The 16,501-nt window shown below is 65.4% G+C and carries 13 protein-coding genes and 2 pseudogenes; 9 read left to right on the forward strand and 6 right to left on the reverse strand.

The window, feature by feature from the left end; all coding sequences use genetic code 11:
• Positions 1 to 384: 384 nt before the first annotated feature.
• From WK25_RS07350 to WK25_RS07365, 4 genes and pseudogenes are all read right to left on the reverse strand, one after another.
• Positions 385 to 1,582, reverse strand: a pseudogene (locus WK25_RS07350) (IS110 family transposase).
• A 329-nt stretch (positions 1,583 to 1,911) separates the two neighbouring features.
• A complete protein-coding gene (locus WK25_RS07355) occupies positions 1,912 to 2,169 on the reverse strand; it encodes a hypothetical protein (RefSeq protein ID WP_009691224.1) in 258 nt (85 codons plus the stop codon).
• Between the two features lie 137 nt (positions 2,170 to 2,306).
• Positions 2,307 to 2,588: a hypothetical protein gene (locus WK25_RS07360; protein ID WP_040144039.1), complete on the reverse strand. Its 282-nt coding sequence runs from the start codon at positions 2,586 to 2,588 to the stop codon at positions 2,307 to 2,309.
• A gap of 224 nt (positions 2,589 to 2,812) precedes the next feature.
• Positions 2,813 to 3,529: a YdcF family protein gene (locus WK25_RS07365; RefSeq protein ID WP_069241331.1), complete on the reverse strand. Its 717-nt coding sequence runs from the start codon at positions 3,527 to 3,529 to the stop codon at positions 2,813 to 2,815.
• Positions 3,530 to 3,686: 157 nt separating this feature from the next.
• On the opposite strand from WK25_RS07365, the gene WK25_RS07370 reads away from it, so the two are divergent.
• Positions 3,687 to 4,004, forward strand: coding sequence for a hypothetical protein (locus WK25_RS07370; protein WP_040144041.1), 318 nt, complete (start codon positions 3,687 to 3,689; stop codon positions 4,002 to 4,004).
• 187 nt (positions 4,005 to 4,191) lie between these two features.
• On the opposite strand, the gene WK25_RS07375 is transcribed toward WK25_RS07370, so the two are convergent.
• Together WK25_RS07375 and WK25_RS07380 are read right to left on the reverse strand one after the other, a co-directional pair.
• Complete coding sequence (locus WK25_RS07375) at positions 4,192 to 4,443, reverse strand: hypothetical protein (RefSeq protein ID WP_040144042.1); 252 nt, start codon at positions 4,441 to 4,443, stop codon at positions 4,192 to 4,194.
• A 200-nt stretch (positions 4,444 to 4,643) separates the two neighbouring features.
• Positions 4,644 to 5,039: pseudogene (locus WK25_RS07380) on the reverse strand (transposase); the annotation flags it as partial.
• A gap of 430 nt (positions 5,040 to 5,469) precedes the next feature.
• On the opposite strand from WK25_RS07380, the gene WK25_RS07385 reads away from it, so the two are divergent.
• From WK25_RS07385 to truB, 8 genes are all read left to right on the forward strand, one after another.
• The gene (locus tag WK25_RS07385; RefSeq protein ID WP_069241332.1) at positions 5,470 to 6,372 is read left to right on the forward strand and encodes a LysR family transcriptional regulator; all 903 of its coding nucleotides are present in this window, start codon (positions 5,470 to 5,472) and stop codon (positions 6,370 to 6,372) included.
• A 442-nt stretch (positions 6,373 to 6,814) separates the two neighbouring features.
• A complete protein-coding gene (scpB, locus tag WK25_RS07390; RefSeq protein ID WP_069241333.1) occupies positions 6,815 to 7,837 on the forward strand; it encodes an SMC-Scp complex subunit ScpB in 1,023 nt (340 codons plus the stop codon).
• Positions 7,838 to 7,897: 60 nt separating this feature from the next.
• Entirely contained in the window at positions 7,898 to 9,598 is a 1,701-nt protein-coding gene (rluB, locus tag WK25_RS07395) for a 23S rRNA pseudouridine(2605) synthase RluB (RefSeq protein WP_059544269.1), read from the forward strand.
• A gap of 429 nt (positions 9,599 to 10,027) precedes the next feature.
• Positions 10,028 to 10,486 (forward strand): ribosome maturation factor RimP, encoded by a 459-nt coding sequence (gene rimP, locus WK25_RS07400; RefSeq protein ID WP_040144047.1) that lies wholly within the window; start codon positions 10,028 to 10,030, stop codon positions 10,484 to 10,486.
• Entirely contained in the window at positions 10,486 to 11,961 is a 1,476-nt protein-coding gene (nusA, locus tag WK25_RS07405) for a transcription termination factor NusA (RefSeq protein WP_040144048.1), read from the forward strand. Before rimP ends, nusA begins: the two co-directional genes overlap by 1 nt.
• 91 nt (positions 11,962 to 12,052) lie before the next feature.
• Positions 12,053 to 14,971 (forward strand): translation initiation factor IF-2, encoded by a 2,919-nt coding sequence (infB, locus tag WK25_RS07410; protein WP_040144049.1) that lies wholly within the window; start codon positions 12,053 to 12,055, stop codon positions 14,969 to 14,971.
• A gap of 112 nt (positions 14,972 to 15,083) precedes the next feature.
• Entirely contained in the window at positions 15,084 to 15,482 is a 399-nt protein-coding gene (rbfA, locus tag WK25_RS07415) for a 30S ribosome-binding factor RbfA (RefSeq protein ID WP_069241334.1), read from the forward strand.
• Positions 15,483 to 15,493: 11 nt separating this feature from the next.
• A complete protein-coding gene (truB, locus tag WK25_RS07420) occupies positions 15,494 to 16,426 on the forward strand; it encodes a tRNA pseudouridine(55) synthase TruB (RefSeq protein WP_069241335.1) in 933 nt (310 codons plus the stop codon).
• Positions 16,427 to 16,501: the final 75 nt, after the last annotated feature.

Consider the following 16,501-nt stretch of genomic DNA (forward strand, 5'->3'; position numbering starts at 1 on the left):
TGCTTTATAAGTTCGAATCGTTAAGGCAGGGAGGATGGCGCGAGATGTCGGGCGGGCGTCGCGAGCGCCCCGATCAACGGTATCCGCGTCTTCAAATGCCGGGCCGCGAGCACCGGCGCAACCGATGACGATCCGCGCGACGCGCGGATCTCGATGGCCCCGTCGCCTATCCTCGTAGGGCGACGGTTTTTGCCCACGCTTCTTCTGAAGCGTGGGCAATTTTTTTGTGGGCGACCATGCAGCGGCGTGCCGATTGCGTCGTGCCGTAGTCGTATTCGTGTGGCGCGGAGCGGCCGCGAATGACGGAAATAGCGCACGTGGTGCAAGCGATGTTGCCCGCGGCCACGGCGACTCACGATGCGGGGGGTGCCCCTATGTGTTTCGTCAAGCGTTAGGGGCTGACTTGGGTTGGTAAATGGTGCCGTCGCGCAGCATGGCGAACAGAACGTCGCCGCGCGAGCGCGATGAGCGCTTGGTTATGACGCTTGCCTTGCTGGATCTTGCGCGAGTAATAGGCCCGTGAGACTGGGTCCCGCAAGGCCGCGAAGGCGGATAGGAACAAGGCGCGCTTGAGCACCTTGTTGCCGCGTCTGGATGGATGTTCACCGCGTATCGATGAACCTGAGCGTCGGGTAACCGGCGCGAGGCCGGCGTAGGCCGCCAGATGCGCAGCCGAAGCGAACGCCTTATGGGCGACCTCGGTCAGGAGTCTGGCGGCGGTCCTGACGCCGACTCCCGGCATGCTGGTCAGGACCGGCCAAAGAGGGTGAGCAAGCACCAGTCGTTCCACTTCGACAGCGACCTCGTCGCGCTGCTGACGCAAGGCTGCAAGCTGCTGGGCTAAACGGGGCATGACGATGGTGGCGGCTTGCGTGCCGGGCACGGTCACGGCTTGTTCGCTCAGTGCCTGAACGATTTCGGCCGCTAGGCCTTTGCCCATGCGCGGAGCGAGCTTGGTCAGGCGATTGGCGAGCGTCTTCTCGCCGGTGCCGGCAAGCGCGGCGGGCGACGGATAGCGCTCAAGCAGATCGAGTACCGCTGGATGGTCAAGGCGCGGTCCGAGAACACGCTCGAGCGCCGGATGGATCTGGGTAAGCAGGCCGCGAATGCGGTTGCTGGTTTGCGTGACCTGAGCGGCGAGGTCGTCATCGAAGCCGCAGAGCATGGTGAGTTCGGCGAGTTGCTCGTCGGCCAGTCGAAGCGAGCGCAGCGTATGCGGCATCGATCGAGCGGCTTCGGCGATGATCGCGGCGTCGCGGGCATCGGTCTTGGCTTCGCCGGCGTGCAAATCAGCGATGCGGCGCATGGCCAGTCCGGGCAGATAGGCGACGAGTACGCCTTCAGCGCGGGCGACGGCTACAGGAAGCGCGCCGATGGTGGAAGGCTGATCGACGACGAACAGCAGTCGACCGTGAGTCTTGAGTTCGGCGATGAGGGCGCGCAGCTTGGCCTCGTCGTTGGGTAGCGCCTTGTTGTACAGGCGCTTACCGTTCCGATCGAGTGCCACGGCGTGATGGTGGCCCTTACCGACATCGACGCCGACAAAGACATCGACGGCGTCACGTTGTTGAGTGTCTTGCATCGAAGTTTATGCAGAGTGAACGGATTGGCCTGCAACAACGGTGGCAAGTCTCGGCATCCACGTTACGGACGGCGTCGGGATATCCCGGCCAAACCCCTATCAGCGATCACCAGCCACCCACCAGGCCCGGTGACAACACCCCCCGGATCATGACTGCGACTGGGGGCGAGAACCATGCCGGGCCTGGCTGGCCATAGCCCCGATTATCGAGGCGTGAAGATAGTAACGGGGGCAGAGCGGATCGCTCTCACGTCGAGCAAGCTCGCGCCAATGAAGCGCGGATATGCGCAGAGCGCGCGGCCGGGCGCATTCCCGGCCGCTGCGGCGCGTCAGTGCGACGCGCTGGGAACGTCGAGAATCAGGATGATCGTCCAGTCGGCGTCGCCGTCGTGGTGATACTGGCGCTCGGCGACGATGAATGGTTGCTGCTTGCCTTGCGGACCGAGGAAAAGCACGTCGCCTTCCATCGGCAGGCACTCGATCGGCGGCAGCGCGAGGAAGGCGTCGTCCGAGCCGCGCGGCATCAGTTGCTTGATCTTGCGAGTGGCCGCGTCGGTCCACTCGATGTCGAGTTGAATGTTGCTCATGCTGTCCTCCGCACCGGGGTGCGCACGGGTGGAAAATTTCGGTGCGCGACTTTAGCACAGCGCGCAGGCGCCGCAACCAAAAAAAGCCGAACCCGGTTGCCCGGATTCGGCTTTTCGCGTGTGCGGTGCCGCCGAACTTACTGGCTGGCAGCTTCTGCCGGAGCGGCCTTGGCGGCCTTCTTGCCGGCCTTCTTCGCTGCCTTGTGGTGAGCCGCCTTCTTGCCGTGGTGGTGCTCTTCCTGAGCAGCCGGCTGAGCAGCTTCCGCTGCTTGCTGCTGTTGCAGTGCTTGTGCGCGCTGCTCGATCTCGGCGATCTTCGCCGGGTCGGTGATGGTCTGGATTTGCGTGCTCTCTTGCGCATACGCTGCGCCAGTCAGCGCCGACATCGCGACCAGAATAGCCAGGGACGTCTTCTTCATTGCTTAACCTCCGCTAAGTGGTGATGAACCCGAATGTTGCCGTTTTGTCTGGCGACTGCAATCGAGTGCGTGTCGAGTGTAACAAAAGTGACGGATCAATGTGCACCGGAACGCGGTGCGGCGCAAGGCCCCGTTGAAGTCGCGCAACACTTCCGTGTATTCCGTCATGCGCATGCCATACGGTGTCGTGCCAACGTTTGCGCTTTCACGCTCCGGCGTCGTGGTCAGAACCAGCCCAGCCATCGGTAGACGTGAAATTGCGCGATGCCGATCAGCTCGTGCAACGCGCGGTCGGCATCCGCCAGGTTGTGCCAGCGCGGCAGCCAGCCGGTTTCGGCACGTCGGCGATTCGCGTAGACGGGCTGCGGATCGATGCCGAAGCGGCGGAAATTGAGCAACGCGCGGCGCATCTGGTACGACGAAGTGACGAGAATGCGCGCGTCGTCATGTTGAGAGCGTAGTATAGACGCAGTGAATTTCGCATTTTCGTGGGTCGTCCGGCTGTTCGGCTCCAGAATGAGGTCGCCGGGAGCGACGCCGTCGGCGATCAGGCGGCGTCCATAGACGGACGCCTCGGTATCGCCATGATGTTGCGGGTCGCCGCCCGACATCACGACGGTGCAGCGGGCGGCTTGCTGCCGGCACATGCGATATAGCGCGGCGGTTTTGCGGATGCGTGCGTCACCGTCGCGCGGCGGTTGCAAGCCGGCATCGGTGCGTCGCGTGCCGGCGCCGATGATGATGAGCGTGGTGTGCCCATGCATGTCGGGCCGCTCGATCGGCGTGACGCCGGCTTCGGTCCACGCGATGAGCGGCGCGGCGAGCCACCCCGTCGCGATCAGCCAGAACAGCGTCGCGCCGGCAATCGCGACGACTCGCCGCCGCTTGCGGCAGAGCATGAAACAGATGAAGAGAAGTACAAATGAATCGAACAGAATCAATTTGATTGGGGTATGGTGTCTTTTTATGGACGGCTGACGATCCGGCCCTGACGCGACGCCGAACGTCGGCCTCCAGAATCGGTGGCGGTATCGGCGGGTGGAGATCCCGCCCGGTGCGCCGCTTCGCATTGTCGCTGCACTTTAAGAAAGAATCGAGATGGCCACGTATTCCAACGAAGCGGTGCTCGACGCATTGAGACGAGTGCAGTACCGCCAGGTACCGTGGGCGCGCCGCCCGGGCGTGTTCGAGTATCTCCGGTCACTTGGGCTGATGGACACGGTCAGGCAGAAGACCGTCGCTCCCGCACCGGGTTTCCACGCGCCGGTCGACATTGCGGTGCTGACCGATAACGGTCGAGCCGAATGTGCACGCCTCGAGCGCGACGAGAAACTACTGTCCTGGACCGATCGCCGCATGGACGACTACGTATTGAGCGAAGCGAGCGCCGTAGCGATTCTCGAAAGCCGCCTGTAGCGACGCACTTCCGTCCTCGCGCGCCGCCGCCGGCGACGCAAAAAAAAGCCCGTATCGCGAGGATACGGGCGTACCGGATACTTTTGCTGTTGCCATGCTGTGCTCATGGCAACGTTGTGACTCGCCCCATGTCGGGCAGTTCCCGCTTCCGGGAATTTTCTTTCGTGGTGCTGCTCGGATCACCGGACTACGGATGCCGCGGCATTGCCGTTGCCTGCGAGCCGATTCGCGCGCGCGCGTTGCTCGCGATGTCGCCGCGCAAGTCGCCGCGCGGCACGGTCTGTCGACTGGAGGGCGCCACCGGCTGTTGCTGACGCAGCGTATTGCGGTGATCCTGCTGGCGGTGAGGAGGCTTTGAGCGGTCGTCGGCGTGCGCGGGAGCGGTCAGCGCCAATGAACCGACAATGCCGCATGCGACGAGCAGTGACATTGTTTTCATGGCGGGCTCCCTTCAAGCCGTCGGCGCGGCTTGTTGATATGTCGCTAAGGTAAGCGCGGGAGTGCAGGGTTGCTGTAAATAATAGTAAATAGATGTATCGCCGCACGACAGCGATAACCGGCGGCGGCGCGCGGGCCGTGCAAAAGCCGGGATGCCGAAGTGAACCGGGCGACCGAAGCCGCCCGAATCAGCATGCGTCACGCCATCTTCACAGGGGCGCGCCACGACTCCGGATTGGTCCAGAACGCGCCGCGCAGCCTGTCGCGGCTCGGCGGTGCGGGCGGTTTGGCCGCGCTTGCGCCGATGCGCCCGCGCAGCGAAATCTGCCGGCCGCTCGTGCCGAGTCGCTTGACGATTTCGGCGAGCGTGCCGTCAGCCTGCCATTCGTCGAAGCGGCGGCGGCAGGTCGGCGGTGACGGATAGCGGCCCGGCAGCTTCGACCAGCCTTCACCCGTCGACAGTACCCAGAGCACCGCGTTGACCACCGCGCGGGCCTCCACGCGGGGACGGCCGCGCCGTTCGCTCCGCGCGGGTTCCGAGCAAAACAGACCCTCGACCAGCGCCCACTCGTTATCTCTCAAATCGTCGAACAGCATCATGTCCTCACCTCAGCGAAGCTAACTCCGGTGCGCTGCCCTGCGCCGCGCACTCTTCAGGCACTCGAGCGTCGAGTGCCGGGTGGGGGCGCCCGGTTGGCCGGCAGCGGCCTTTCTGCCTTCCGTCCGACGAGACCTGCGCCCTGTGCGTCAGGTAATGCACGAAGCGTGCCACGTCGAAGGCGATTCCCTTGAGAGCCGCTTGGCAGCGGGCTAACGGCTAAGTCAGCTAGGGGCGTATAAGACGCCAAAATAACCCGCCAGCAAATCAGGACAATCACCAATCTTGTGCAGTCCGCCCGCACCGCGTGCGTTTGGCGGGATATTGCACCGCAGCGAAACATGGCCGCCCGATGCCGGATTCGTACATCGAACCCGCATTCGCACATTAGAATCGCGCATCGATACCGACAATTGATGAGGTGAGCGGATGAACGTTACGCTGCGCCAGCTTCGCGTCTTCATCGAAGTAGCGCGGTTGCGGAGTTTCAGTCGCGCAGGCGACGAAATCGGCCTCACGCAGTCCGCGGTCAGCCGCTGCGTGCGCGAACTCGAGGCCGAGCTCGGGCTGAAGCTGATCGACCGGACGACGCGCGACGTACAGCTGACCGACGTCGGCGGCAATCTGATCGCGAGCGTGTCGCGGCTGATCGACGATCTCGACGACACGCTGCGCGAGATTCGCGAGATCGGTGAACAGCGGCGCGGGCGGGTGATCGTCGCCGCGAGTCCGACCATCGCGTGCCGGCTGATGCCGCGCGTCGTAGCGTCGTGCGAACGTCAGTTCCCGTTCGTCACGCTCGGTTTGCGCGACGACGTGCAGAGCGACGTGTTACGCAAGGTGAAGTCGAGCGAGGTCGATTTCGGCGTCGTTATCGGGCCGCTCGCCGTTGCCGACCTTTTGTGCGAACCGTTGATGACCGACTCCTTTTGCCTGGTCGCGCGCGCCGATCATCCGCTCGCGGCGCTCACCGAGGTGCCGTGGACGGCGCTCGATGGCGAACGGCTGGTGCTGCTCGACCACGCATCCGGCAGCCGGCCATTGATCGACGCTGCGCTGGCCACCCATCGTGTCAACGCGGCCGTCATGCAGGAACTCGGCCACTCGGCGACGGTGTTCGGGCTCGTCGAGGCCGGTGTCGGCGTGAGCGTTCAGCCGTGGCTGTCGCTGCCGTTACCGGCCGGCTCGACGCTGGTCGCGCGACCGTTGACGCCGCGCACCGAGCGTACCGTCGAGCTGGTGCGTCGCCGCGATCGGTCGCTGTCGCCCGCCGCGCAGGCGATCTGGGAACTGGTGCGGCAGATGCCGGCGCGGGCCGAGGATCTCGACTGAGTGTGCCGATTCGCGTGCGGCAGGGCGTTCGTGCGCGAGGCGGGAGATGGGCCTTGGGTCGCGCAGGAGCGCACATCCGGGCCCGGGATGACTCTTCGCGCGCCGACTCGGCGCGTGCGCTCCGTCGCGGCGCGGTGCGGGCGTGTTTCCCGCGCGGCGCGCGTGGGCCGAGGCCGGGCGTAGCGGCGCGCCCCGTGGATGATCAGCCTTTCGGCTCATCTTTACGCACCGGGCAATTTTGCGTAATATGGCGCTCAGTCACGCGGTTCCGCCGTTGAGCCGTGCTGTTCCGTCCGGTTTGGGCCTGGCTTGAAGTTTGGTTCGCCGCCCCCGGTTCGTGCTCCCATCAATATGACCGATCAGAATCGGGCGAGCGCGTCTTCCGTTCCTTTCGTCTGTTTGTTGATCCGGTTCGTTTGACCACAGGGTCTGGCCTAGCTGCATGAATACCCAAGAGGCGAAGATCGTCCTCGAGACTGCTTTGATCTGTGCGCAGGAACCGCTGAAGCTCGGCGATTTGCGCAAGCTCTTTGCCGACGGCGTGTCGGCTGACACGGTCCGCACGTTGCTCGAAGATCTGAAACAGGATTGGTCCGGCCGCGGCGTCGAACTGGTGGCTCTGGCAACCGGATGGCGCTTTCAGAGCAAGCCGGCGATGCGCCACTATCTGGATCGACTGCATCCCGAGAAGCCGCCGAAATACTCGCGCGCGGTGCTCGAAACGCTCGCGATCATTGCGTATCGGCAACCCGTCACGCGCGGCGACATCGAAGAGATTCGCGGCGTCACGGTCAATACGCAGGTGGTCAAGCAGCTCGAGGATCGGGGCTGGATCGAGGTGATCGGGCATCGCGACGTGCCGGGGCGCCCGGCGCTGTACGCGACGACCAAGCAGTTCCTCGACGATCTGGGCCTGAAGGCGCTCGACGATCTGCCCGCGCTCGAGGAGCCCGCCGCGAACATCGAGGCCGCGCTGCTCGCGCAACAGGCAATGGATTTCGACGGCGATGCGCCGCACGCGGAAGCGTCCGTGGAAGGCGGCGAAGCAGCGGCCGGCGAGCCGCAGCCGCAGCCCGAGGAAGTGGAGGGCGAGGCGGCGGCGCGCGTGACGGCAACGCAGGAAATGCCGAACCGCGATACGCTGGAAGCTGATCGCGTTCGAACCGAACAGGGCGGCGCCGAAGCAGCGCCGGCCGGCGGGCAGCCCGCGCCGCTGCGCGCGGAATGGAACGAGGAAGATCGCAGGCCGGCCGCCGACACGGTTGCCGGAGACGGAGCGGAAGCGGCCGGCGACATGCCGGCTGACGCTGGCCAGGCCGGCGCCTTGCGCTCCCGTCCCGCCGGCGGCGAGATGCTGGACGATACGTCGGACAGTCTCGCCGACGCCGTACGCAGCGCCAGTGCGCCCATCGGCGCCGATGCGTTGCCGGACGACGAAGCAGAACCCGAACAGCGCCGCGCCTGATCGCGGCCGACTTCTTGCCGCGCCCGCGCCGGGCGCGAGACCTGACATTTTGAGGTTGTTTTGACAGATATCCACGATATTGAATCGTCCGCGCCTGCCGTGCAGGCCGCGCGTGCCGACGATACGCCGGAGCAGGACGCTCCCGCCGCGGGCGGTGACGAGCGTCCCCGCCGCGGCCTGCGGCGCGGCCCGCGCAGCCTGATCGCGCGGCGTCGCGCGGCGGCCAAGTCGAAAGGCGCCGATGGTGAGCCGCAGGGCGGCGAAGGCGCGGATCCGCAGCCGGCCGAGGTCGCTGAAGCTCAACCCGCACGCGCGCCACGCAAGGAAGGTGCGGCCCGGGGCGGCCGCAAGCCGGCCGGCAAGCGGGAAGGCGCGGCCAAAGGTGCGCAGGGTGGGCAAGGGCGGCGCGGCGGTTCGGCGAAGGCCGATGGCGGCGCGGCGAAGGCGGACGGCGACGCGGCGTCGCAGGACGATCTGTTCGCGTACGTGACGTCGCCGGCATTCGACGCGGACAACTCGGCAGGCGGTAGCGGCGTGCGTGCGCCGATGCTGCGCCGCGGGCGCGCACAGCCGGCTAACAAGCGCGTGCTGTCGCCGGACGACGATGCGCCGAAGCTGCACAAGGTGCTCGCTGAAGCCGGCATGGGCTCGCGCCGCGAAATGGAAGAGCTGATCGTCGCCGGCCGCGTGTCGGTGAACGGTGAGCCGGCGCACATCGGCCAGCGCATCATGCCGACCGACCAGGTTCGCATCAACGGCAAGCCGGTCAAGCGCAAGCTCCCGAACAAGCCGCCGCGCGTGCTGCTGTACCACAAGCCGACGGGCGAAATCGTCAGTCACGCGGATCCGGAGGGCCGTCCGTCGGTGTTCGACCGCCTGCCGCCGATGAAGACGGCGAAATGGCTCGCGGTCGGGCGCCTCGACTTCAATACCGAAGGTCTGCTGATGCTGACGACGTCCGGCGATCTCGCGAACCGCTTCATGCACCCGCGCTACAGCGTCGAGCGCGAGTATGCGGTGCGCGTCGTCGGCGAGCTGTCCGAAGGGATGCGGCAGAAGCTGCTGCATGGCGTCGAGCTCGATGACGGTCCGGCGAACTTCCTGCGCATTCGCGACGGCGGCGGCGAAGGAACGAACCACTGGTACCACGTCGCGCTGGCCGAAGGCCGTAACCGTGAAGTGCGCCGGATGTTCGAGGCGGCCGGCCTGATGGTGAGCCGCCTGATCCGTACGCGCCATGGCCCGATCGCGCTGCCGCGCGGCCTCAAGCGCGGCCGCTGGGAAGAGCTGGACGAGGCGCAAGTGCGCAAGCTGATGGCGACCGTCGGCCTGAAGGCGCCGACCGAAGAGAAGGGCAAACGCGGTAGCGGCGGGCAAAGCGAGCGCCGCCAGCCGGATCCGATGCAGACGTCGATGGGCTTCATCAGCCGAGAGCCGGTGCTGACCACGCATGGCCAGCTCGATCAGCCGCGTCGCGGTGGGGGCCGCCGCGGCGGCGCGGGCCTGCCGGGCCTGAGCGGCTATGGCAGCCTGCCGGTTTCGCCGTCGGGTTATGGCAATCGTGCGGGCGGCGGCCGCGATGTCGATGGCAATCGCGCGTCGTACGGCTCGGGTCCGAAGCGCGAAGGCGCGGGCGGCGGCAAGCGCGGTGGCGGCAAGGGCGGCAACCGCAACCCGAACGGCAATCGCGCCGACGGCGGCGGCAATGGCGGCGCGCGCGGCGGCCAGCGTCCGCAGCGCAATCGCTCGCGCGGCCGCTGAGCGTGCGCGGCCGGCGGCGTAACGCCGCCGGTGCCGGGATGCCGGCGAAATCGGCATCGGTCCGGTTGCGCCGGCGCCTCGCGCTGCGGCTGTTTGTCGTCGTTTGCTTTCGGCTGGATATATCGCGTTGCCGGACTGAATCGCTTCGGCGCGCCGTCCGGTTAGCATTTTTGGTCGGTAGAGGCCGGATAGACGCTGCTTTTACCGGCTGGCTTGGCGTTTGCGCCAAAAATCGCTATAATCGCGGAGTCGCTGGGCGTACGGATTCAATGTGCGGCTCAGGTGCGACCACCAGTAAGAAGATGGGCGTTCCGCCCATTTTTTTTTGCTGAAACGGTTAGGCATCTCGGGTAGCGCTTCCTGCGCCGGCTAAGGCGCGCGCCCGCGGGTGAATCGCGAGCGGCGGGCGCGAACACCTGAGAGGACACTGTGCAACTGACGGAACTGATAGAAACCACGGTCACCGGGCTCGGCTACGAGCTGGTGGATCTCGAGCGCACCGGGCGCGGCATGCTTTGCATCTATATCGATCAGCCTGCCGGCATCTCGCTCGAAGATTGCGAAAAGGTCACACGTCAGCTCCAGCACGTCTTGACGGTCGAAAACATCGATTACGAACGGCTCGAAGTCTCGTCCCCGGGGCTCGACCGCCCGTTGAAGAAGCTGGCCGACTTCGAGCGCTTCGCCGGCAGCGAAGTTTCCGTGACCTTGAAAAAGCCGCTGGACGGGCGCAAGACGTTCCGGGGCATTCTGCACGCGCCGAACGGCGAAACGATCGGTTTGGAATTTGAGAGGAAGAAGGGCGAGGCCGCCATGCTGGATTTCACGCTGGCCGATATCGACAAAGCCCGCCTGATTCCGCAAGTTGACTTTAGGAGCCGCAAATAATGAGTCGCGAAGTGTTGATGCTGGTGGATGCGCTGGCGCGCGAGAAAAACGTCGACAAGGATGTGGTGCTGGGCGCCCTCGAGGCTGCGCTCGCGTCCGCTTCCAAGAAGCTGTTCGACGAAGGCGCCGAAATCCGCGTCCATATCGATCGCGAAAGCGGCGAGCACGAAACCTTCCGTCGCTGGCTCGTCGTGCCCGACGAGGCAGGCTTGCAGGAGCCGGATCGCGAGATCCTGCTGTTCGAGGCGCGTGAGCAGAAGCCCGACGTCGAAGTCGGCGAATTCATCGAGGAGCCGGTGCCGTCGATCGAGTTCGGCCGTATCGGCGCGCAGGCCGCCAAGCAGGTGATCCTGCAGAAGGTGCGCGATGCCGAGCGCGAGCAGATCCTGAACGACTACCTCGAGCGCGGTGAAAAGATCATGACGGGCACGGTGAAGCGCCTCGACAAGGGCAACTTCATCGTCGAATCGGGCCGCGTCGAGGCGCTGCTGCGCCGCGACCAGCTGATTCCGAAGGAAAACCTGCGCGTGGGCGACCGCGTGCGTGCATACATCGCGAAGGTCGACCGCACCGCCCGCGGCCCGCAGATCGAGCTCTCGCGCACGGCGCCCGAGTTCCTGATGAAGCTGTTCGAGATGGAAGTGCCGGAAATCGAGCAGGGCCTGCTCGAGATCAAGGCAGCCGCTCGCGATCCGGGCGTGCGCGCGAAGATCGGCGTGATTGCCTACGACAAGCGGATCGACCCGATCGGCACGTGCGTCGGCATCCGCGGTTCGCGCGTGCAGGCCGTGCGCAATGAGCTCGGTGGCGAAAACATCGACATCGTGCTATGGTCCGAGGATCCCGCCCAGTTCGTGATCGGCGCGCTCGCGCCGGCAGCCGTCCAGTCGATCGTCGTCGATGAAGAAAAGCATTCGATGGACGTCGTCGTCGACGAGAACGAGCTGGCTGTCGCGATCGGCCGCAGCGGTCAGAACGTTCGCCTTGCCGGCGAGCTGACCGGCTGGCAGATCAACATCATGACGCCGGACGAATCCGCCCTGAAGCAGGGTGAAGAGCGCGATCGGCTGCGTGCGCTGTTCATGGCGCGTCTCGACGTCGACGAAGAAGTCGCCGACATCCTGATCGACGAAGGCTTCACGAGTCTTGAAGAAATCGCTTACGTGCCGCTCAACGAAATGCTGGAGATTGAGGCGTTCGACGAGGATACCGTGCACGAGCTGCGCAACCGCGCACGCGACGCGCTGCTGACGATGGCGATCGCGAACGAAGAAAAGGTCGAAAACGCAGCGCTGGATCTGAAGAGCCTCGACGGCATCACGCCGGAGTTGCTCACGAAGCTGGCCGAGCACGGCGTGCAGACGCGCGACGATCTCGCCGAGCTGGCTGTGGATGAACTGGTCGACATGACCGGGATGGAAGAGGATGCCGCTAAGGCGTTGATCATGAAAGCACGTGAACATTGGTTCCAGTGAGAAATGACCATGGCGCACTGATTTGATGGCGGCCGTATGGCCTGACCCGATGCTAACCGCAAGGAATCGGTCCTTGCACTAAGAGGAATGAATGGCGAGTAACAACGTAGCCCAATTTGCCGCGGAACTGAAAATGCCTGCTGGTGTGCTGCTCGAACAGCTGCAGGCAGCGGGCGTCCAGAAAGCGAGTGAAGACGATGCGCTGTCCGAGTCGGACAAGGCGCGTCTGCTCGATCATTTGCGCAAGTCGCACGGCGCAACCGACGGCGACAAGCGCAAGATCACGCTGACCCGCAAGCATACGTCGGAGATCAAGCAGTCTGACGCGACGGGCAAGGCTCGCACCATTCAGGTCGAGGTCCGCAAGAAGCGTACGTTCGTCAAGCGCGACGACGTGGCCGAAGGTGCGGAACAGGGTCAGGCGCAGGTCGCCGAAGCGGACGACGATGCGGAACTGAAGCGTCGCGAGGAAGAGGCGCGCCGCGAGGCCGAGCTGCTGGAAAAGCAGGCGCAGGAACTGCGCGAGCGCCAGGAGCGCCTCGAGCGCGAGGAAGCCGAACGCCGCGCCCGCGAGGAAGCGGCCGAAGCCGAGCGCCGTCGTGCCGAGGAAGAGGCGGCGGCGAAGCGTGCAGCAGTCGAAGCGGCGGCAAAGCAGGCAGCGGCGCAGCAAGCCGCCGAGGCACAGCAGGAAACCGCCAGTGCGCAGTCCGCGCAGGATGAGGCGCGCGCTGCCGCCGAACGTGCGGCACAGCGCGAAGCGGCGAAGAAGGCTGAGGATGCGGCCCGCGAGGCGGCGGACAAGGCGCGCGCCGAGCAGGAAGAGATCAGCAAGCGTCGCGCGGCGGCGGAAGCCGAAGCACGCGCGATTCGCGAAATGATGAACACGCCGCGCAAGGCCGTGGTCAAGGCAGTCGAGCCGCCGAAGCCGGTGGAGCCGCCGAAGCCGGCCGAAGCGAAGGGCACGCTGCACAAGCCGGCCAAGCCGGCCGGCGCGGCTGCGCAGGCGCGTCCCGCGGTGAAGAAGCCGGCCGGCGCAGCGCCGGCAACTACCCAGGCGCCGGCAGGCGCGGGCGACCGCAACAAGAAGCCGGGCGGCGGCAAGGGCGGCTGGCAGGACGACGCAGCGAAGCGCCGCGGTATCAAGACGCGTGGCGATTCGAGCGGCGGCGTCGACCGCGGCTGGCGCGGCGGCCCGAAGGGTCGCGGCCGTCACCAGGACAGCGCGTCGACGTTCCAGGCGCCGACCGAGCCGATCGTGCGTGAAGTGCACGTGCCGGAAACTATCTCCGTTGCCGATCTCGCGCACAAGATGTCGATCAAGGCCTCTGAAGTCATCAAGGTGATGATGAAGATGGGCCAGATGGTCACGATCAACCAGGTGCTCGACCAGGAAACGGCGATGATCGTCGTCGAGGAACTGGGCCACCGCGCGGTTGCCGCGAAGCTGGACGACCCGGAAGCGCTGCTGGTCGAAGGCGAGACCAGCTCCGATGCGGAGCAACTGCCGCGTCCGCCGGTCGTCACGGTGATGGGTCACGTCGACCACGGCAAGACCTCGCTGCTCGACCACATCCGCCGCGCGAAGGTTGCAGCAGGCGAAGCGGGCGGTATTACGCAGCATATCGGCGCATACCACGTCGAGACGCCGCGCGGCGTCATTACGTTCCTCGATACGCCGGGTCACGAGGCGTTCACGGCAATGCGTGCTCGCGGCGCGAAGGCGACCGACATCGTGGTGCTGGTGGTGGCGGCCGACGACGGCGTGATGCCGCAGACGAAGGAGGCAATCGCTCACGCGAAGGCCGGTGGCGTGCCGATCGTCGTGGCGATCAACAAGATCGACAAGCCGGAAGCGAACCCTGATCGCGTCAAGCAGGAACTGGTCGCCGAAGGCGTCGTGCCGGAAGAGTACGGCGGCGATTCGCCGTTCGTGCCGGTATCGGCGAAGACGGGCGCCGGCATCGACGACCTGCTCGAGAACGTGCTGCTGCAAGCCGAAGTGCTGGAACTGAAGGCACCGGTCGAGGCGCCGGCCAAGGGCATCGTGATCGAAGCGAAGCTGGACAAGGGCAAGGGCCCGGTCGCGACGATCCTCGTGCAGTCCGGTACGCTGAACCGCGGCGACATCGTGCTCGCAGGCACGGCTTACGGTCGCGTGCGTGCGATGCTCGACGAGAACGGCAAGCCGACGAAGGAAGCAGGCCCGTCGATCCCGGTCGAAATTCAGGGTCTGTCGGAAGTGCCGGGTGCGGGCGAGGAAGTGATCGTGCTGCCGGACGAGCGCAAGGCGCGCGAAATTGCGCTGTTCCGTCAGGGCAAGTTCCGCGACGTCAAGCTGGCGAAGCAGCAGGCCGCGAAGCTGGAAAGCATGCTCGAGCAGATGGGCGAAGGCGAAGTGCAGAACCTGCCGCTCATCATCAAGGCGGATGTGCAGGGCTCGCAGGAAGCGCTCGTGCAGTCGCTGCTCAAGCTGTCGACCGACGAAGTGCGCGTGCAGATCGTGCACAGCGCGGTGGGCGGCATCAGCGAAAACGACGTCAACCTGGCAACGGCCTCGAAGGCGGTCATCATCGGCTTCAACACGCGTGCGGACGCACAGGCGCGCAAGCTGGCCGAAGCGAACGGTATCGACATCCGTTACTACAACATCATCTACGACGCAGTGGATGAGGTGAAGGCAGCGATGTCGGGCATGCTGGCGCCGGAGAAGCGCGAAGTGATCACCGGCATGGTCGAAGTGCGCCAGGTGTTCAAGGTGCCGAAGATCGGTACGGTCGCCGGCTGTATGGTCACCGACGGTATCGTCAAGCGCTCGTCGTCGGTTCGCGTGCTTCGCAACAACGTCGTGATCTTCACGGGCGAACTCGAATCGCTGAAGCGCTTCAAGGACGACGTGAAGGAAGTCAAGCAAGGCTTCGAGTGCGGTATGTCGGTGAAGAACTTCAACGACATCGTCGAAGGCGATCAGTTCGAAGTCTTCGAAGTGACCGAAGTCGCACGTACGCTGTAATCGTCGCGTATCGGCTCTTGGGCGGGGCAGGCTTGGGCCTGTCCCGCCCATTTTCATGGTGGCGTGCTCGACGCGCGCCGCTTCATCCTGATAAACGGATCACGGATCGATCATGTCCAGGAAACGTACTTCCCCCAATCGCAACGTTCAGATCGCCGATCAGATTCAGCGCGATCTGTCCGAACTCATCATGCGCGAGGTCAAAGACCCGCGCATCGGTATCGTGACCATCCAGAGCGTCGAGCTGACGCCGGACTACGCGCATGCGAAGGTCTATTTCACCGCGCTCACCGGCGATCCGGACAAGACGCAGGCAGCGTTGAATCATGCGTCGGGTCACCTGCACAATCTGCTGTTCAAGCGCCTGCACATCCATACGGTGCCGACGCTGCATTTCCATTACGACCAGACGATCGAGAAGGCCGTCGAAATGTCGCGCCTGATCAAGGAAGCCAACTCGACGCGCGCGAAGGACGACGACGAAGCCGACGCACCCGCGAAGGACGATTGAGCGCGCACCCCATGACGACTGCAGCTTCCCAGCGCCCGCGCGTGCCGCGCCGCGCGCTGGACGGTGTTCTCCTGCTCGACAAGCCGGTCGGCCTGTCGAGCAATGACGCATTGATTCGCGCGAAGCGCCTGCTGCTCGCGAAAAAGGCCGGCCATACCGGTACGCTCGATCCGCTGGCGTCGGGACTGTTGCCGCTGTGCTTCGGCGAAGCGACGAAGTTCTCGCAGGACCTGCTGGAAGCGGACAAGACCTACGAAGCGACGATGCGTCTCGGCGTGCGTACGGCGACCGGCGATGCCGAAGGCGACGTGCTCGACACGCGCGCCGTCCAATGCGATCGCGCGGCCGTGGAAGCGGCACTCGCGCGTTTTATCGGCGAGATCGTGCAGGTGCCGCCGATGTATTCGGCGCTCAAGCGCGACGGCAAGCCGCTGTACGAATATGCGCGCGCCGGCCAGACGGTTGAACGGGAAGGGCGCAACGTGACGATCCATGCGCTCGACCTGGTCGCTTGCGAACTGCCGGATGTGACGTTTCGCGTGACGTGCAGCAAGGGCACTTACGTGCGCACGCTCGCGGAAGATCTCGGTGAGGCGCTCGGCTGCGGCGCGCATTTGACGATGCTGCGCCGGACGGGCGTCGGCGCGCTCACGCTCGAGCACGCGGTGACGCTCGATGCGCTGTCCGACGCTGCCGAAGCGGCGCGCGACGCGTGGCTCCAGCCGGTCGACGCGTTGCTGTCGACGTTTCCGCGCGTGCAGCTCGACGAAGCCAGCGCGAAGCGGTTTCTGCATGGCCAGCGCTTGCCGCTGTCGGCACTCGATCCGATCGACGCGACCGACGGCGCGCGCGTGCGCGTGTACGACGCACAGCGACTGCTCGGCGTTGCTCGCAAGGCGAACGGCGTGCTCGCCCCCGAGCGGCTCGTGGTGACGGCTGCGTGACGCACGGCGCACAGGCGCCGTCGCGAACGAGAAAAAAGAAAGCCCGGTCGAGACCGGGCTTTTTGTTGCACGCGC

Origin of the sequence: Burkholderia latens, assembly GCF_001718795.1 — a bacterium.
Taxonomy (GTDB): domain Bacteria; phylum Pseudomonadota; class Gammaproteobacteria; order Burkholderiales; family Burkholderiaceae; genus Burkholderia; species Burkholderia latens_A.